This is a genomic window from Methanobrevibacter sp. (genome assembly GCF_017406825.1).
Classification (GTDB): Archaea; Methanobacteriota; Methanobacteria; order Methanobacteriales; family Methanobacteriaceae; genus Methanocatella.
On the sequence record NZ_JAFQXT010000037.1, the window covers coordinates 1 to 16,557 of the forward strand.

Consider the following 16,557-nt stretch of genomic DNA (forward strand, 5'->3'; position numbering starts at 1 on the left):
AAACTTTTCATTGTCATTTATTAATATATTTAGTTTGTAATTTAAAGATTTTCAGAGAGCATTTGAAAAGTAATAATGCTCTTTTGTGCAATTCATCCACGACTTAAAGAAGTCATGGTATTCTTGCATATTAAGATAAAACTAGATGTATGGGTCTAGGTTCATTATTCAAAAGAGGCAAAAAGGATAAAAAACAGGAAGTTATTGAAGAATGTCACATTGACATTAACGCAGATGATTGCGACGGCTGTGAGAAATGTTCAATAGCCTATCCGAATAATGTTTTGATTATTGTCGATGAGGTATCAACAGTTCGTGATGCTCAGGTCTGCAAGAGCTGTAAGGTATGCATGGCGATTTGTCCTAATGACTGCATTACGGTCAATTAATTTTCCTCATTATACTCCAAATTTCATAATCTAATTTTTATAAAAAAATTCATTTTTTTTCTCTTGTTAAATGTTATATATTCTTCATTCTGTAAAATTGATGTCATTACGTAATATTTCCCTGAAAAAAACAAGATATATAACTTTATATGCTTTAATCTTAATGTAAAACTCTTTATAAGATGCATTCTAAAATAATATCCAAACAAAAGATAATAGGTGTTTAAATGACATCATTTAGTGAAGACAAATTATTCAAGAATATTAATAATCAGGATGCAAGAATATTGCTGGATATTATTAATGTTGAGACAGTTAAAGTAAAAATTTGGACAAAAGAGCTAAGACTGTTAGATCCGAAAGACTATGTTCCAGACATAATACTTGAACTGGATTTTGAAAATTTGATAATTGAACTTCAAAGCACTAGAATTGATGACGATTTTTCTAAAAGGGCATTAACATATGTTGCAATTGTAAATAAAGATAAAGAAAACGACAAATATGTTAATTTAATTGTTTTAAGTACTGTTGAGGAATCTAAAATTGTCTATTATCAGTTCAATGAGGAAAGCGTTTTTTCTTATCATGTGTTTAGCTTAAAAGATTTGGATGCAGAAGAGATAATTAAAACAGTCGAACCTAAAATATCCAATGGTAATAATATTGGTGGAAAAGAGTTGGTTTTGTATGCTTTAGTTCCTATGATTGTTGATGAGGATATGGAAAAATATATAAAAAGAGTAGTACAGAATTTAATACAACTTAAGAACTCCTCAGATTCAATTATCAATTTAGTTTTTGGAGTAGAATGGCTCATTGTTGACAAATTTGTGAAAAATCAGGAAGATAGAAACATATTATGTGACTTGTTGGGTGATAGAATGAGTTTAATATATGAATACGGGGAAAGGAAAGAAGCTAAAGGTAAGCTAGAAGGTATTCGTGAAGGTAAGCTAGAAGGTAAGCTAGAAGGTATTCGTGAAGGTAAGCTAGAAGGTAAGCTAGAAGGTAAGTTGGAAGGTTTTCGTGAGATTCTGTTGTGTCTTGTTAATTCGGGTGATTCTCTTAGTGAAATTTCACAAAAAACAGGAAAATCAATTGAGGAATTAGAAGATATTCTAGCTGATAATTAATATTTTTTCTAATATTGCTATAATTCTTTTCTCTTCTAGTTTTATTATTTTTATTTTTTTTTTTAGTTTTTGGAGTAGCTCATTGTTGACAAATTTGTGAAAAATCAGAAGATAAAAACATATTATGTGGCTTGTTGGTGATAGGATGAGTTTAATTTATGAATACGGGGAAAGAAAAGAAGCTAAAGGTAAGCTAGAGGGTTTTCGTGAAGGTTTTCGTGAGATTCTGTTGTGTCTTGTTAATTCGGGTGATTCTCTTAGTGAAATTTCACAAAAAACAGGAAAATCAATTGAGGAATTAGAAGATATTCTAGTTGATTAATTGATATTTTCACGTATATTATCTATGAAGCTTCTCTCTTCTAGTTTGATTATTTTTGTAATTTTGTATGATTTTTTAATTCTTATTACATCACCGCTGAATACTTCCATGGATATTCCATCATACACCACATATGAAGAGGTATTTTCTCTAAGCTCTGTTATTTTAATTTCAACTGTGGAATCTTTTGAAAGTATGACGCTACGGTTTAAAACTGTGTGTGGCGCAATCGGTGTTAATGTAAGTATGTTTGCCGTTGGATCAACTATTGGTCCTCCGCAGGAGAGATTATATGCAGTTGAGCCTGTGGGAGTGCATACCAATATACCGTCTGCTGTATATGAATTGATTAATTTTCCATTAATTATTGCATCAAATCTAACGACACCAAATGCATTTTTTGAAATTGCTATTTCATTGAGGCTTTCCGGTATTTTAATTACATCTCCATTTTTTTTAATGACTTCACCTTCAAGCATAATTCTATCTTCAATGTGATATTTTCCATCTAAAATATTGGTGAATGCCTTTTTAATATTTATGGGAGATATTTCGGTTAGATATCCCAGTGTTCCAGTGTTGATGCCTACAATTGGCTTTCCGGTTGATAGTCTTGCGGATTTAAGGAAAGTTCCATCTCCTCCGATTGAGATTATCATATCTGCATCGTTAATGTCATTGGTAATTTCAATTTTTAGTTCTTTAAATATTTCTATTACTTTTTGTTTGGTGTCCAAAGCAATTTGTCTTGTGTCATCAGCATTAATGTAGGCTTTCATGATTTTAGATATGTCGAATATTCATTAAAAAATTTACTATCGAAATGCTTTAAGGAACAATCGATAATTCAAATGGTTGATATTAAAAACTATTTTTAAAATTGGCGTGTTATTAAAATTATAAAAGAAAAAGCATAAAATAAGTAGTTATTACTGTTAAATCTACATCACAAAATAAAAAAATAGGATTATAGGTTGAGTTCGTCAGCACCTATAACTTGAATTGTCATATTTTTAACAAATTCCTCTGTATCTTCAGAGAAGTTTAAAAAATGTGGTGAAGCCATGTGTCTTTTTAAAGCATCTAAAGATTCCCATTTTTCAACAAAAGTTAATGTATCTTTGTCAATAGGTTTTAACAATTGATAATCAATATTACCTTCTTCAAGTAAAGATTCATCTATCAATTCTTTTGAAACTTCAATAATGCTATCTTGGCAACCATTTTTAGGTTCAATATTTGCTAAAACAAGTATGAAATCCATAACTACTCACCTAGTATTTGTTATGAATAATTATATTTTCATATTATTAAAGCTATTCTATTTTATTTTTCAAAAAATACATTAATTAAAAAACAAATATATTATATCATATTAAAATTTGGAGAAAAACGATGATATATTCAACAGAAATTGAAAACATGTGTCTTGTTCGCAAAGGTGCAAATCATGACCCTGCTCCAATTCCTGAAGAGGGAAAATGGGTAAAAGCAAAACAAATTGGAGATATTTCCGGTTTTACCCATGGTATAGGCTGGTGCGCCCCGCAACAAGGATGCTGTAAATTAACATTAAACGTTAAGGAAGGTATTATTGAAGAGGCATTGGTTGAAACTTTGGGATGTTCAGGCATGACCCATTCAGCTGCAATGGCTGGAGAGATACTTGTCGGCAAAACAATTCTTGAAGCTTTAAACACAGACCTTGTTTGTGATGCAATCAATACTGCAATGCGTGAATTATTCTTACAGATTGTTTATGGAAGAACCCAATCCGCATTTTCAGAAGGTGGTCTTCAGATTGGTGCCGGACTTGAGGATTTGGGAAAAGGTCACAGAAGCCAAATAGGAACAATCTATTCAACAAAAGAGAAAGGTCCAAGATATCTGGAACTCACAGAAGGATACATTACAGAAATTGGACTTGATGAGGATGATGAAATCATCGGATACAAATACATCAACCTGGGAGTAATGCTTGACTTTATCAAGGATGGCGTTGACCCATTGGAAGCAATAGAAAAGGCAACCGGCCAATATGGAAGATTCGATGATGCTGTTAAAAAAATAGACCCTAGAAAGGAGTGATATTATGAGTTTATTTGAAAGTTATGAAAGAAGAATCGATCAAATCATTCCTGTTTTAGAAAAATATGATATTAAAGACCTTGAGGAAGCTAAGCAAATTTGTTTGGATAAAGGTTTTGACCCATATGACATCGTAAAAGGCGTTCAGCCAATCTGTTTTGAAAATGCATGCTGGGCATATACTTTAGGAGCGGCAATAGCTATTAAAACAGATTGCAAGAAAGCATCTGATGCTGCAAAGGCAATCGGTGAAGGACTTCAGGCATTCTGCATTCCTGGAAGTGTAGCGGATGACAGAAAAGTAGGTCTTGGACATGGAAACCTCGCTTCAATGCTTTTAAGTGATGAAAGTGAATGTTTTGCATTTCTTGCAGGTCATGAAAGTTTTGCAGCAGCTGAAGGAGCAATAGGTATTGCAAATTCCGCAAATGAAGTAAGAGAAAAGCCGTTAAGGGTTATTTTAAACGGTCTTGGAAAAGATGCTGCATTAATCATTTCAAGAATAAACGGATTCACTCATGTTGAAACTGAATTTGATTACTTTACAGGAGAAGTAAAAGTCGTCAAAGAAAAGGCATATTCTGATGGTGAAAGAGCAAAAGTCAGATGCTACGGTGCTGATGATGTGCGTGAAGGTGTTGCAATCATGCATTTGGAAGGTGTTGATGTATCTATCACTGGTAATTCAACCAATCCGACACGTTTCCAACACCCAGTAGCCGGAACATACAAAAAGGAATGTATCCTGCAAGGTAAAAAATACTTCTCAGTTGCATCTGGCGGTGGAACAGGAAGAACCCTACACCCAGACAACATGGCGGCAGGGCCTGCATCCTATGGTATGACAGATACTTTAGGAAGAATGCACTCCGATGCACAGTTTGCCGGTTCATCTTCAGTTCCTGCTCACGTTGAAATGATGGGACTGATTGGTATGGGAAACAACCCAATGGTCGGTGCATCCGTAGCGGTTGCAGTGGCCGTTGAAAAGGCAATGAAAAAATAGGGGATTTTATCCCTTTTAATTATTTTTTTTTGGAAGTTATTATCATGGCTACTATGTGGGGTTTGGCAGTTCGTGGAATCTGTGAATTCAATGGAAAGTATTTGCTTTTAAAAATAAGATCAAAGTCTGCTCATGATGCCGGAAGATGGGAAATTCCTGGAGGTAAAGTCAAAAAATGTGAATATTTTGACAATGCCCTTAAAAGGGAATACCTTGAAGAAACAGGTCTTGAAGTTGATGTAGATTCACTTATGAATGTAGTTAGAAAGGATTATACTGCCTGCAAAACCAATGAGGAAGTAAAATCAATCCAGCTGATTATGAAAGTAACCTGCCAGAGTGATGAAGTTACTATTAGTGAAGAACATGATGATTATGGATGGTTCAGCTGGGATGAAGTTGAGGATATGATTTCTAAAGGAATGTTAACTCCACCTGCAGTTGAAGCATTCTCTAAAAAATAAGAATTTTTAAACCGTGACAATTTGTCACAATTTAATCTATTTTTAATAATTTAGCAGCATTTTCATAAAAAATTTGTGAACGCTCTTTTTTGGTTAAGTCAATTTTATTGAAGTATGCCATTTCGCTATCAGATTCCCACATGGGATAATCTGTGCCCCATAATACCTTATCAGTACCGTATGCATGAATCAGTTCCAGTGCAGTTTCGGGTGTTAGGGCATAAAGGCTTGAACTTAAATCAACATATAAATTTGGTGTGCCTGCAAGTTGGCTGGTTGCATCTTCCCACATGCTCCATCCAGCAAAGTGGGCTCCAATGAATGGAATTTCTGGAAATTGGTCTAAAAATGGTTTAATCTGTTCGGGATTTGAATAATTGTATCTGAAGTCTCCGCAGTGAACCTGCATTGGAACTTTGGCTTCGCTTATGACTTCACCAATTTTAAATGCACGATCTTCATTCATTGCAAACTGCTGAAAATCAGGATGCAGTTTTACTCCCTTAAGGCCAAGTTCAATTAGGTGGTCAAAATCGCCCTGTATGTCTTCACTATCCGGATGAAGGGTTCCAAAACCACTGAATAGGTCAGGATGTGTGTTAACAGCTTCAGCAATAAATTCATTAATTGATTTGACTTGCTTTGGTGTTGTTGCAACGGAATGGACCAGATAGTGTGTTACCCCAACCTCATTTCCGTCTCTTATCAAATCATCGAGTTTTCCATTTAAAGACATGTCCAAATCATAAAAGTCTCTGATTCCTAAAACTGCTTTTTCCGCTATTTTTTCCGGATAAATATGACAATGTGCATTTATAATTTTTTGCATATAATTAAACCACCTAAATATTACATTAAAATATTAGCAATCAATTAATAAATAGTTATCTTAAAAATTAATGTCCAATTTTTAGGAGTAGTGGTTAATATAATTTTTCACCACTATACTCATTTTCTTCGGTGTATATTCTTATCATCCTGTCAATCAAATCATCATACATCAACCTATGGCCAACAGCACCTCCATCAGGTATCTTGACATTGTTCAAACTTAAGTCTGAAAATTCTCCGCTGTTGTTTATGATGTACCACATTCCATGAGGAGTATATATGAACAGTTCTCCTTCACCCTTTTCAAATCCGTTTTTGAAACTGTCTTCTGGGTCATACATTTTTGTGGAATGGACTGCAAGTCTTGAGAGATCCTGTTCAGGCCGAGTTCCTGTTCTTTCGAATAGCATTTTGAGCCATTCATATGATTTGTCCTTGAGATTTGTCTTTTTAATGGGATCTGCAAAGGCTTCCTTTACCTTGTTCTGTCTTTTTTCGAGAGTATTTGTAATTCCAAGTATTTCCTCTACTTTGGGAACGTCACTTTCAAGACATCTCCATCCTTCAGGCCTTCCTGTTACCTGGACATTGCCCTCTACAAAATCCATTCTCTTGAATTTTCTGAAATACGGTTTTACCTTTTCGAATTCCTCATCAGGTATTTTTTGATTTAATCCATAAAGATAACCGTATTCGTTAGCATCGTAGCATTTGGTTTCTAGCTTAAGTTCCTGTTCTGCCATAATTTCACCTAGTTTATGTTATATTAAATTTTTAAATTATATAAAAATTCGTAAGTTATTTTTATTTTAACTCACAATATATTACTATGGTAAAAGTAAGTATTATGGGGTCAACTGGAGTAATAGGTAAAAATGTGGCTTTTACCCTTGCAAGAGCAGATACAGTTGATGAAATTGTTTTGTTTGCAAGACCGGAAAGTGTCGAGAAGGCTAGGGGCGAATCATTTGATATGTATGACGCACTGGCTGCAGAAGACATTGACTGCAAGTTAACACCATCTTCTGATTTTGATGATTTGAAAAATTCTGCTATTGTGCTTATTACTGCAGGAATTCCTCGTGAAGAAGGGATGAACAGACGTGATTTGGCAATTCCAAATGCTAAAATTGTAGATGATTATGCACGTGAAATTGCCAATCATGCTCCAGATTCCATTATTTTAATTGCAACTAATCCTGTAGATGTCATGACAACCGTTGCACTTAAGGCATCAGGATTTGATAAGAAGAAAGTTATAGGAATTGGTAACCACCTGGATTCTTTAAGGCTGAAAACATATTTCTCAAGACAGATTAACATCAACAGTTCTGAGGTTCACACCCGTGTTATCGGTGAGCATGGTGACCATATGGTTCCACTATTAAGTTCAACCACAATAGGCGGTATTCCTTTAAAATATTTCGTAAAGGCTGTGGACATGGAGGTTCCAAGACTTGTAAATAGGCTTAAAAAGGCAGGAAATACTATCATTTCTAAAAAGGGAGCTACTGAGTATGGTCCGTCATATGCAATCTCGAATCTTATTTCAACAATAATCGCTGATTCTCATAAGGTTCTGACTGTTTCCAATTATTTGGAAGGGGAAGTCGGTGATGTTTATGATGTATCCTTGGGAGTGCCGGCAGTTTTGTCTAAAAAGGGAATTGCCATGATTGTTCCTATTCATATGAATGACTTTGAACTTCATGAATTTAGGGAAGCTGCAAAAGCTGTTAAGGAAGTTACGAATGAGGTTTTAAATTCTTTAAATGGAGATTAAGGAGTTATGTTCAATTTTATTAATAAATGGACAGAATCAAGTCTGATATTAAAGATAGTCATTGGTCTTATTATAGGTGCTATATTGGGAGTTGTAGTACCCCAATGGGAAATCATTGGATTTCTGGGTGAACTGTTTGTAAGTGCCCTTAAGTCAATTGCTCCTCTTTTGGTATTTGTTTTAGTATCTTCGGCTATATCAAAAGCAAGAAGCGGTATTGGAGATAGGTTTAAAACTGTAATTGTTCTTTATCTCTTCAGTACATTTTTATCTGCAGTTGTAGCTGTGTTTGGAAGTTACTTGTTTCCTGTAACTATTCACCTTTCAGCAGCAAGTACTGCAACCGCTCCTGGAGGTCTTGGAGAAGTGATGAGCTCAATGATTTTGGGCATATTTTCAAATCCTATAGAGCTTTTGTCCGAAGGCCAGTATTTGGGAATTCTCTTCTGGTCAATAGTATTCGGAATTGCTCTTAAATCAGTTGCAAGCGACAATACCAAAGAGGTTTTGACAGACTGCGCCGATGCGGTAACTAAAATCGTTAGAGGAATAATCCAATTCGCACCTATAGGTATTATGGGTTTGGTTTTCACTTCAGTTTCTGAAAGCGGTCTTGGAATATTTACACAGTATGGCCAGCTCATTGCACTTTTGGTTGGATGCATTGCATTTGTTGCTTTTGTAACAGATCCAATCATTTCAGCTGTCGCTACCCGCAGAAACCCATATCCTCTTGTATTTACATGTTTGAGGGAAAGTGGAATTACAGCATTTTTCTCAAGAAGTTCCGCTGCAAACATTCCGGTCAATATGCAATTGTGCGAACGCCTTGGCCTTGACAGAAACTTCTTTTCAATAAGCATTCCACTTGGTTCAACTATCAACATGGAGGGTGCAGCCGTTACAATCACAGTTATGACTCTTGCGGTATGCCACACTATGGGAATTGTAGTTCCTCTTCCTGTCACACTTGCATTGTGTCTTATTTCAACATTAGGTGCATGTGGAGCATCCGGTGTAGCAGGAGGATCACTTTTACTTATTCCTATGGCATGTTCACTGTTTGGAATAGGTGTAGATGTGTCCATGCAGGCGGTTGCTGTAGGATTCATAATTGGAGTCATCCAGGATTCATGTGAAACAGCACTTAACTCAGCCGGTGACGCACTGTTTTCAGCAACGGCGGAATATCATGACAGAATGAAACGTGGAGAGCCGGTAAATTATCTGGGAGAATTTGCAAAATGAAATTGGTAGTTCAAAGAGTTGCCCATGCCAGTGTGGAAGTCGAGGGTAAAATAACAGGAAAAATCGATGAGGGGCTTATGGTTTTGGTGGGCTTCGGTGAAAATGACAGTGAAAAGGAAGCCGATTATCTTGCCCGTAAGGTATCCAAACTCAGAGTATTTCCTGATGATGACGGCAAAATGAACAGATCTTTGCTTGACATCAAAGGCAAACTTTTACTTGTTCCTCAATTCACATTATATGGGAAGGTTAAAAAGTATAGGCCTTCATTTCACAGGGCCATGTCTCCCGATAGGGCTACAGAACTTTTTGATTATTTCACTGAAAAATGCAGGGAATATGTGGAAGTCGAAACAGGAGTTTTCGGTGCGTTCATGAAAGTCGATTTGCTGAACAATGGGCCTGTAACCATAATTCTAGAAAAGGATTTTGAAGATTAGTAACACGATATATACGAAACTTTAAAAAGTCTTATGATATAATAATTATTGATGGATATTTAATTTCGAATGGAATTGCAAAAATCTATGGAAATTAAAGAAAGTAAATAATAGTATATCTATGATTTAATACAATCAGTAGAAAAATTGTGAAGGTGATTGAATGTCAAAAAAGTGTCCTGAATGCGGTGAGAGAGTACCGAATCTAGCGCATTATTGCGGCAATTGCGGTTATGATTTTTTTGATAAGAATGAATCAAAACAGCCAATCTCAACAAATGTGGGCAGTATGCTTCCAGACGGCAAGTTGCTTTTTGTTTTGATAGCTATTGTAATTATTGTTGCTGCGGGAGTTGTTCTTTCTGTGACTCTTGGTGGAAACCAGCAGGCAAGTGAAGACAACCAGCATGAAGTTGATTTGACCATTACTGAAGTCAATGGATACTCCAGTAGTTCGGCTTCTCCAATGAGTTACTCATTATACACAGATGCAATATTTAATAAAGTGCCTTCAAATTTAAAGGGTTATAATATTAAGACAACCTATTATGATGAAAATGATACTGTAATCGGTGAGGAAATCGAGACATTGTCAAATGTCTATTATGATACAGACTATTCAATAACTTTCGGTTATTACACAACATATAAAAAACCAAATCCTGATCATGTTACTGTAGAAATTATTAAGGAAGGTAAGACAATAGATTCCTTTACCTCAAAAATAGACCAAGGAAAAATTAAATTTTTAAATTAAGGTGATAAAATGGCGGAATTTTCATTGGATATTGATGAAATAAAAAATGATGTTGAAACAACAATAAAAGAGGAAGAAATAAAATTGGAAAACTCCAATCTGAAAAATCAGGCAGAACAAAATGCTACTGCTATTTTTGACGCTGATTTAAATAATCCTCAAGAAAGGGAAAGTATTTTAAAGCCTCTGGACAACTTCGGTATGTCTGACATGTCAAAGTCAGCGTCTAGAAATGAAATGTTGGCTACAAGATTTGTCGATTTGTCTAAAGGGGGCAAGGATGCAGACAATATTGGAGACAAGTTATCTGAATTGGACAGGCAAATGAAGGATTTGGATCCAAGTAAAATTGATTTTACCAAAAAGGGAGTTTTGGGAAACTTGCTGAATCCTGTTAGAAAATACTTTGATAAATACGAAAAGGCGGAAGTTGCTATTTCAAACATCATAAAATCATTGGACAACAGTGCTAAAGTACTTCAAAATGACAATACCACTCTTTTGAATGAAGAAAATTACTTGAGAGAAGTTACAAATAAGCTTCTGGCAGACATTGAGCTTGGTAAGAAAATGGATGAATCCATTGAAGCGCAAATCCAGCAGGCAGAATTAAATGATGTATCACCTGACAAAATCGCATATGTCCGTGAGGAAATCCTTTTCCCTCTAAGACAAAGAATTATGGACATGCAGCAAATGATAGTTGTAAACCAACAGGGAATTGTATCTCTCAATGTAATCAGAAGAAACAACAAGGAACTTATCCGTGGAGTTAACCGTGCTAAAAACGTTACAGTTTCCGCTTTAAGAACAGGTGTTATGGTTGCAAGTGCACTGTATGACCAAAAGCTTGTAATGGATAAAATCACCATATTAAATGAAACAACCGAAAACATCATAGAAACAACTTCACACATGCTTAAGGAACAGGGAAGCGAAATTCAAAAGCACAGTGCTGAGGCCATGATATCTCCTGACGTGTTAAAGGCATCATTTGCAGAAGCGCTTCAGGCCATTGAAGATGTAAGCACATATAAGGAACAGGCACTTCCTAAAATGAAGGAAACAATTAATCTGTTCTCAAACATGGCTGAAGACGGACAGAAAGTTGTTGATAAAATTGAAACTACAAACAGCAGTTTAATTGAATAGATTCAAAATAATTCATTTGGAACAATCCTTGCTTAAAAACATAGGTAAGGATTCCCAACTTATATTAAGTTTCATTGATATCATGAATAAAAAGATTAAGATAGTAATAATAATCATTTTTGTATTGATTATAGGCTATGGAGTTTTTTACCTTACGGATTACTATCCTGCTCAAAAAACAGCAACAGACTATCTTAACGGTACAGATGATGTTAATGTGTCAAAGGTATCAAAGGGATTGTTTTTGGATGGAAAAGGAAATGACACGGCATTGATTTTTTATCCGGGAGCCAAAGTAGAATATACTTCATATTTGCCGATGGTTAGCCAATTGGCAAGTGAAGGCATTGACTGTTATCTGGTTGTAATGCCATTTAACATTGCATTTTTCGGCCAGAACAGTGCCGATGAGATTATCGCAAATTCAAACTATGACCATTATTTCATAGCAGGTCACTCATTGGGAGGGGTAGTCGCTTCATCATATATAAACAAATCAGACAATATTGATGGATTAATATTGCTTGCCGCATATCCTACACAGCAAATCACCAAGCCTGTTCTCTCAGTGTATGGATCTAACGACCAATTATTGAATATTGATTCATACAATGAATCCAAACAGTTAATGAAAAACAATTTCACAGAATTTGTAATCGATGGCGGCAATCATGCACAGTTTGCTTTCTATGGAAATCAATCAGGTGATGGGTTAGCTAATGTCACAGCGGAAAGCCAGCAAAATCAGACTGTTCATGAGATATTGGATTTCATCAATTCATTCATCTAAGAGATGCCTGTAATATTTTTAACATACGGAATTTTATTCAATATCCATAGAATCATCACGGAAATTATCAATGTAATAATAACCAATAGTGGAATCCATACTATTGAGTTTTGAACTGTCAGATCAATGTAGGAAGAAAGGAATAACTTTATATTGAACAGGACAAGATAATGGCAGAGATAAATTCCGTAGCTGTATTTGCTTAGGGATATAATTATATTCCCATATTTATCTTCTATTTTTTTGAATATTTCAGTTTTTGAGAGGTATTTGAACATTAGGAATATGCACACGGAAATTGTTAGAATCTGTATTGTGAAATAGCCGAGATATGTAAAGTGGTTTTTTGCAATTGAAGTTGGAATCACATAAAAGCAGATGTATGAGATATATAATAATGCAGACAATATGGCGGCTATTATTGCCAACATGGCAGGTTTAACTTTATTTTCTGCGAAATTTGTATTTACAAGCCAATATCCGATTATTGCAAAGGTTATAAATGAAATGTAATAGCTTAAAAGTAGGCTATAGTATGCAGAGCCGAAGATGTGCTGCTGAAACATGATTATATATGCTACAGACAGTATTGCCAGCGCTCCAATGAATTTTTTATCAAAACCTTCTCTTTTTTTATTTCCATATTCCATGATTTTGTTGATGATGAATACTCCAATATATACGATGATAATCATCCAGACAAACCAGAATGTAACTCCCATTGTTCCACCATGGCCAAAGAATATATCCAGACCATGATTGATATCAATGGAATGTTTGATATTGATAAATGAATAAGTGATGGATATTATTGCCCAAAAAATGAAGGGAATCAATATCCTAGACAATCTCTTTTTGAAAAAGTGTATCAAAGAATCTCTTTTTCCAATAAGCAATGCTCCACTCAGCATTACAAATATTGGTACAGAAAAATCCCTTAAGCAATCGTAAAATGCTGAGAAATAGAAATTGGGAGTTCCCATATCTTTTACAACATAGATTATTGATGCATGACAAAAAATTATCCCTATTATTGCCATTACTCTCAGCACATCAAAATAAAAGATTCTTTCAGATTTATTCATAAAATTATATTTGTAATAAATTATAAATTAAGTTTTATGATAGGAAACGATTGGGATTTAGCTTTAGAAGATGAATTTAAAAAGGATTATTTTTTAAAAATAATGGATTTTGTTGATGAGGAATATGGTCAAAAAACCGTTTATCCGCCTTATGATGACATATTCAATGCCTTCAAGTTCACTCCTTTAAGTGATGTGAAGGTTGTCATTTTAGGTCAGGACCCCTATCATGAAGAGGGCCAGGCACATGGGCTTGCCTTTTCAACACCCGACGGCAGACCCATTCCAAGATCTCTAAAAAACATCTTTAAGGAAATCAATGCTGAATATGGATGCCCTATTCCCACTTCAGGATGTCTTGAGGATTGGGCAAAGCAGGGAGTATTTCTTTTGAATACGGTTTTAACCGTTGAGGCAGGAAATGCAAACTCCCACAGCAAATGTGGCTGGCAGACATTTACGGACAGGGTTATTGATATTCTAAACGAGCAATCCCAACCTATTGTTTTCATGTTATGGGGAAAACAGGCAGAAAAGAAAAAGGAATTGATTACAAATCAAAATCATCTTGTTTTGATAACTTCCCATCCGTCTCCATTTTCGGCAAGACGTGGATTTTTGGGATCAAATCACTTTAGATTGGCGAATGAATTTCTAAAAGAAAACTGTTTGGATGAAATAGAATGGGGATTGAAATGAACTTTAAAAAATTGATTTTAATAACAGGTATTGTTTTCGTGCTGTTTTCAACATTGGCTATGGTCAGTGCAGACGATTCATATTCCATCTCTCAGGCAAACATCGATTTGACTGTGGGAAATAACGGACTGCTTCATGTTGGAGAATCATATGTCTACAATTTTGATGGAACATTCAATGGTGTCTATAGGGACATCCCTCTAAAGGAAGGTGAAAGCATTGCAAACGTTAAGGTTTCAGCAGAAGGAGCATATCCTGTTTTGCAGCAGACCACAGAGGACGGCATGGAACATCTTAAGATATATCTTTATGCGGATCCCGCCCACACACAAAAGATCAGTGACTGCACAGTTAAGGTTTACATTGAATATGATATGGTGAATGTAGTCACTGTTTTCAATGATGTTGCAGCCCTTCAGTTTAAATTGTGGGGTGAAGAATGGGATGTTGGTGTTGGGGAGGTCATTGCACATGTGGAACTTCCTAACGGTTCCGGAAATGAGTATTATCTCAATCCCGATGACCTTACAGTTTCAAGTTCTCTTGAAGGCAATGCAATAGATGCGGATTCTGATTCCATTTCCCAAGGCAATTATTATGAACTGCTTGTTTTGATGCCTGTCGACGATTTTTCATCCTCTCCATATGCAAAGCATGTGGATGAAAACGGTCGTGAAATGATTTTAAAGAATTTGGAGGATAGCAAAAATTCAAAAAACTTCTGGGATACTGTCTCATTGGTCTTGGAAGTTATAGCATTAGTATTCGTTCCGTTTACGCTTGCGGGAACTTATTTCAAATATGGAAGGGAACCTAAGGTGGAATATGATGGATTATATGAAAGGGAACCTCCAACCGATGATTCTCCTGCTGTTGTAAATGCGATGATTGATAATTCAACATTTGGTGAACCTAATATCAAAGGTTTTGAAGCTACAATAATGGATCTGATTGACCGGAAAGTATTTTCGATTAAAAAGGATAATGAAAATCTATTTCTGAGCGTTAATGAAAGTAATGAGCAACTTGACGATGGTGAAAAAATAGTCGTGAAGATTTTGTCTCATTTTGCAAACAATGGTGTTTTAAACCTGTCCAAATTGGAGGATAGGATGGACAGCAAAAGCAATGCAGAATGGTTTATGAATCAGTTTGACAACTGGAAGGAAGCTGTTGAAAACGAATATCTAAACGATGAGGTCAAATCCAGGTATTTTGATGATACAGGATCTGTAATTGCATCTTTGGTTAGTCTTTTGGGCATTGGAATGGGCATATTATTCTTTATAATTTTTATCTTTTTTGATTTTGAGGAATCAGGATTGCTTTTGGGAATTGGAATTGTCGTTGCCGTCTTTTCATATTTCATCTTAAATAGGCGTGATGATATTTTTGGAAGATGGACAAAAGAAGGCCGTATCATCTATCTGAAGTGGATGAACTTCAAGAAATTTTTAAAGGATAACAGTTTAATCAATGAACACCCTCCGGAATCAATAGTTGTTTGGAAAAAGTATCTGATTTATGCAACCTCTCTTGGAGTAGCTGAAAGCGTTGAAAAGTCCATGAATCTCCACATACCTAATGTCAATGAATATGATGATGGAGTATTCATGTATCACTACTATGGATACCATACATTCTATAATTCTTATGACAATGCGGGCAGTACAAATTCTTCAGATTCCTCAGGATTCGGTAGCGTTGGTGGGGGATCAGGTGGTGGAGGCGGAGGAGCATTCTAGTTCCTAATTAATTACTCCAACACTAAATCCATTTGTTCCAACGGAGAAAAATGAATGGTGGCTGCTGTCAGTAGGATAGTCAATCCGCTGTGATTCAATTGCATTCACAATCAAATAATTGTCATATTCATCTTTTAGTATGGAATAGAACTCTTCATGAGAATATGAGGAAGGCGAACAGGATTTTACAATCTCTTCAATTTCAGGAGTAATATTGTGTCCTATCCAGGTAATGTAGTAGAACTCTTCACCTGAAGAAAACCACAATATTGATTTGTTTTTATCATCGTACCTGTCAAAATAGGTAAAATGAATTGCGTCATGGCCGGATACGTTAACCTTTTTTTCAGGATACTTTTCAACAAAATAGCCGTAAAGGCTCATTAGATTTGGATTAACATATCTTATTGAAAAGACGCTTATGTCTTCATCAAATTCATAGATGTTGAAGTCGCTTTTGTAGGGATTTTCATATTGGGGAGGTATCTTGAATGTTTCATAACCTACATTTGCTGTTGTCCAATTTGAGGAATCTGCAGCACTGACTGAGCTGATTAAAAACAATAATGCTAATGAAAATATGAAGACTTTCCTAATCATGGTAATAGTATGTGATAAAGAT

Annotated in this window: 20 protein-coding genes; 14 read left to right on the forward strand and 6 right to left on the reverse strand. The window is 35.3% G+C overall.

Annotation, left to right across the window (positions count from 1 at the left end; all coding sequences use genetic code 11):
* The first annotated feature begins 149 nt into the window (after nt 1–149).
* The 3 genes from IJF99_RS06190 to IJF99_RS06200 all read left to right on the forward strand — a co-directional run bounded on the left by IJF99_RS06190 (nt 150) and on the right by IJF99_RS06200 (nt 1,847).
* Nucleotides 150–389 carry a hypothetical protein gene (locus tag IJF99_RS06190; RefSeq protein ID WP_292793161.1) on the forward strand — a complete coding sequence of 80 codons (240 nt, stop codon included), beginning with the start codon at nt 150–152 and terminating at the stop codon, nt 387–389.
* 227 nt (nt 390–616) lie between these two features.
* Nucleotides 617–1,525, forward strand: a complete 909-nt coding sequence (locus IJF99_RS06195) for a hypothetical protein (RefSeq protein ID WP_292793163.1) — start codon at nt 617–619, stop codon at nt 1,523–1,525.
* Between the two features lie 145 nt (nt 1,526–1,670).
* Nucleotides 1,671–1,847 carry a hypothetical protein gene (locus IJF99_RS06200; protein ID WP_292793165.1) on the forward strand — a complete coding sequence of 59 codons (177 nt, stop codon included), beginning with the start codon at nt 1,671–1,673 and terminating at the stop codon, nt 1,845–1,847.
* Here the strand turns inward: IJF99_RS06200 and IJF99_RS06205 are convergent.
* Both IJF99_RS06205 and IJF99_RS06210 read right to left on the reverse strand, forming a co-directional pair.
* The gene (locus IJF99_RS06205; protein WP_292793167.1) at nt 1,844–2,626 is read right to left on the reverse strand and encodes an NAD(+)/NADH kinase; all 783 of its coding nucleotides are present in this window, start codon (nt 2,624–2,626) and stop codon (nt 1,844–1,846) included. The genes IJF99_RS06200 and IJF99_RS06205 overlap by 4 nt on opposite strands.
* 188 nt (nt 2,627–2,814) lie before the next feature.
* Entirely contained in the window at nt 2,815–3,111 is a 297-nt protein-coding gene (locus tag IJF99_RS06210; protein WP_292793169.1) for an antibiotic biosynthesis monooxygenase family protein, read from the reverse strand.
* A gap of 131 nt (nt 3,112–3,242) precedes the next feature.
* On the opposite strand from IJF99_RS06210, the gene IJF99_RS06215 reads away from it, so the two are divergent.
* Genes IJF99_RS06215 through IJF99_RS06225 form a run of 3 tightly spaced genes read left to right on the forward strand, consistent with a single transcriptional unit; the run spans nt 3,243 to nt 5,405 of the window.
* A complete protein-coding gene (locus IJF99_RS06215; protein ID WP_292793171.1) occupies nt 3,243–3,935 on the forward strand; it encodes a hypothetical protein in 693 nt (230 codons plus the stop codon).
* 4 nt (nt 3,936–3,939) lie between these two features.
* On the forward strand, nt 3,940–4,941 hold the full coding sequence (locus IJF99_RS06220; RefSeq protein ID WP_292793173.1) for a GGGtGRT protein: 1,002 nt from the start codon (nt 3,940–3,942) through the stop codon (nt 4,939–4,941).
* A gap of 44 nt (nt 4,942–4,985) precedes the next feature.
* Complete coding sequence (locus tag IJF99_RS06225) at nt 4,986–5,405, forward strand: NUDIX domain-containing protein (RefSeq protein ID WP_292793175.1); 420 nt, start codon at nt 4,986–4,988, stop codon at nt 5,403–5,405.
* Nucleotides 5,406–5,436: 31 nt separating this feature from the next.
* On the opposite strand, the gene IJF99_RS06230 is transcribed toward IJF99_RS06225, so the two are convergent.
* Nucleotides 5,437–6,234, reverse strand: coding sequence for an amidohydrolase family protein (locus IJF99_RS06230; protein ID WP_292793177.1), 798 nt, complete (start codon nt 6,232–6,234; stop codon nt 5,437–5,439).
* A 94-nt stretch (nt 6,235–6,328) separates the two neighbouring features.
* Complete coding sequence (locus IJF99_RS06235) at nt 6,329–6,979, reverse strand: hypothetical protein (protein ID WP_292793179.1); 651 nt, start codon at nt 6,977–6,979, stop codon at nt 6,329–6,331.
* Between the two features lie 86 nt (nt 6,980–7,065).
* Between IJF99_RS06235 and IJF99_RS06240 the strand changes: the two genes are divergently transcribed.
* The 6 genes from IJF99_RS06240 (at nt 7,066) to IJF99_RS06265 (ending at nt 12,406) form a co-directional block, all read left to right on the forward strand.
* Nucleotides 7,066–8,019, forward strand: coding sequence for a malate dehydrogenase (locus IJF99_RS06240; RefSeq protein WP_292793181.1), 954 nt, complete (start codon nt 7,066–7,068; stop codon nt 8,017–8,019).
* A gap of 6 nt (nt 8,020–8,025) precedes the next feature.
* Nucleotides 8,026–9,267 carry a serine/threonine transporter SstT gene (gene sstT / locus IJF99_RS06245; RefSeq protein ID WP_292793183.1) on the forward strand — a complete coding sequence of 414 codons (1,242 nt, stop codon included), beginning with the start codon at nt 8,026–8,028 and terminating at the stop codon, nt 9,265–9,267.
* Nucleotides 9,264–9,707 (forward strand): D-aminoacyl-tRNA deacylase, encoded by a 444-nt coding sequence (gene dtd / locus IJF99_RS06250; RefSeq protein ID WP_292793185.1) that lies wholly within the window; start codon nt 9,264–9,266, stop codon nt 9,705–9,707. Before sstT ends, dtd begins: the two co-directional genes overlap by 4 nt.
* A gap of 163 nt (nt 9,708–9,870) precedes the next feature.
* Nucleotides 9,871–10,464: a hypothetical protein gene (locus IJF99_RS06255; RefSeq protein WP_292793187.1), complete on the forward strand. Its 594-nt coding sequence runs from the start codon at nt 9,871–9,873 to the stop codon at nt 10,462–10,464.
* Between the two features lie 9 nt (nt 10,465–10,473).
* Nucleotides 10,474–11,616: a toxic anion resistance protein gene (locus IJF99_RS06260; protein WP_292793189.1), complete on the forward strand. Its 1,143-nt coding sequence runs from the start codon at nt 10,474–10,476 to the stop codon at nt 11,614–11,616.
* 82 nt (nt 11,617–11,698) lie between these two features.
* On the forward strand, nt 11,699–12,406 hold the full coding sequence (locus tag IJF99_RS06265) for an alpha/beta hydrolase (RefSeq protein WP_292793191.1): 708 nt from the start codon (nt 11,699–11,701) through the stop codon (nt 12,404–12,406).
* On the opposite strand, the gene IJF99_RS06270 is transcribed toward IJF99_RS06265, so the two are convergent.
* The gene (locus IJF99_RS06270) at nt 12,403–13,491 is read right to left on the reverse strand and encodes an acyltransferase (RefSeq protein ID WP_292793193.1); all 1,089 of its coding nucleotides are present in this window, start codon (nt 13,489–13,491) and stop codon (nt 12,403–12,405) included. The genes IJF99_RS06265 and IJF99_RS06270 overlap by 4 nt on opposite strands.
* A gap of 36 nt (nt 13,492–13,527) precedes the next feature.
* On the opposite strand from IJF99_RS06270, the gene ung reads away from it, so the two are divergent.
* Together ung and IJF99_RS06280 are read left to right on the forward strand one after the other, a co-directional pair.
* A complete protein-coding gene (ung, locus tag IJF99_RS06275; RefSeq protein ID WP_292793195.1) occupies nt 13,528–14,190 on the forward strand; it encodes a uracil-DNA glycosylase in 663 nt (220 codons plus the stop codon).
* Nucleotides 14,187–15,935 carry a DUF2207 domain-containing protein gene (locus tag IJF99_RS06280; RefSeq protein WP_292793197.1) on the forward strand — a complete coding sequence of 583 codons (1,749 nt, stop codon included), beginning with the start codon at nt 14,187–14,189 and terminating at the stop codon, nt 15,933–15,935. Before ung ends, IJF99_RS06280 begins: the two co-directional genes overlap by 4 nt.
* Before the next feature lie 3 nt (nt 15,936–15,938).
* Here the strand turns inward: IJF99_RS06280 and IJF99_RS06285 are convergent, their stop codons facing one another.
* Entirely contained in the window at nt 15,939–16,535 is a 597-nt protein-coding gene (locus IJF99_RS06285; protein ID WP_292793199.1) for a hypothetical protein, read from the reverse strand.
* Between the last annotated feature and the right edge of the window lie 22 nt (nt 16,536–16,557).

Coding starts and splice junctions, on each gene's coding strand:
- IJF99_RS06190 (WP_292793161.1), top strand. CDS start 150: ATGGGTCTAGGTTCATTATTCAAAAGAGGCAAAAAGGATAAAAAACAG.
- IJF99_RS06195 (WP_292793163.1), top strand. CDS start 617: ATGACATCATTTAGTGAAGACAAATTATTCAAGAATATTAATAATCAG.
- IJF99_RS06200 (WP_292793165.1), top strand. CDS start 1,671: ATGAGTTTAATTTATGAATACGGGGAAAGAAAAGAAGCTAAAGGTAAG.
- IJF99_RS06205 (WP_292793167.1), bottom strand. CDS start 2,626: ATGAAAGCCTACATTAATGCTGATGACACAAGACAAATTGCTTTGGAC.
- IJF99_RS06210 (WP_292793169.1), bottom strand. CDS start 3,111: ATGGATTTCATACTTGTTTTAGCAAATATTGAACCTAAAAATGGTTGC.
- IJF99_RS06215 (WP_292793171.1), top strand. CDS start 3,243: ATGATATATTCAACAGAAATTGAAAACATGTGTCTTGTTCGCAAAGGT.
- IJF99_RS06220 (WP_292793173.1), top strand. CDS start 3,940: ATGAGTTTATTTGAAAGTTATGAAAGAAGAATCGATCAAATCATTCCT.
- IJF99_RS06225 (WP_292793175.1), top strand. CDS start 4,986: ATGGCTACTATGTGGGGTTTGGCAGTTCGTGGAATCTGTGAATTCAAT.
- IJF99_RS06230 (WP_292793177.1), bottom strand. CDS start 6,234: ATGCAAAAAATTATAAATGCACATTGTCATATTTATCCGGAAAAAATA.
- IJF99_RS06235 (WP_292793179.1), bottom strand. CDS start 6,979: ATGGCAGAACAGGAACTTAAGCTAGAAACCAAATGCTACGATGCTAAC.
- IJF99_RS06240 (WP_292793181.1), top strand. CDS start 7,066: ATGGTAAAAGTAAGTATTATGGGGTCAACTGGAGTAATAGGTAAAAAT.
- sstT (WP_292793183.1), top strand. CDS start 8,026: ATGTTCAATTTTATTAATAAATGGACAGAATCAAGTCTGATATTAAAG.
- dtd (WP_292793185.1), top strand. CDS start 9,264: ATGAAATTGGTAGTTCAAAGAGTTGCCCATGCCAGTGTGGAAGTCGAG.
- IJF99_RS06255 (WP_292793187.1), top strand. CDS start 9,871: ATGTCAAAAAAGTGTCCTGAATGCGGTGAGAGAGTACCGAATCTAGCG.
- IJF99_RS06260 (WP_292793189.1), top strand. CDS start 10,474: ATGGCGGAATTTTCATTGGATATTGATGAAATAAAAAATGATGTTGAA.
- IJF99_RS06265 (WP_292793191.1), top strand. CDS start 11,699: ATGAATAAAAAGATTAAGATAGTAATAATAATCATTTTTGTATTGATT.
- IJF99_RS06270 (WP_292793193.1), bottom strand. CDS start 13,491: ATGAATAAATCTGAAAGAATCTTTTATTTTGATGTGCTGAGAGTAATG.
- ung (WP_292793195.1), top strand. CDS start 13,528: ATGATAGGAAACGATTGGGATTTAGCTTTAGAAGATGAATTTAAAAAG.
- IJF99_RS06280 (WP_292793197.1), top strand. CDS start 14,187: ATGAACTTTAAAAAATTGATTTTAATAACAGGTATTGTTTTCGTGCTG.
- IJF99_RS06285 (WP_292793199.1), bottom strand. CDS start 16,535: ATGATTAGGAAAGTCTTCATATTTTCATTAGCATTATTGTTTTTAATC.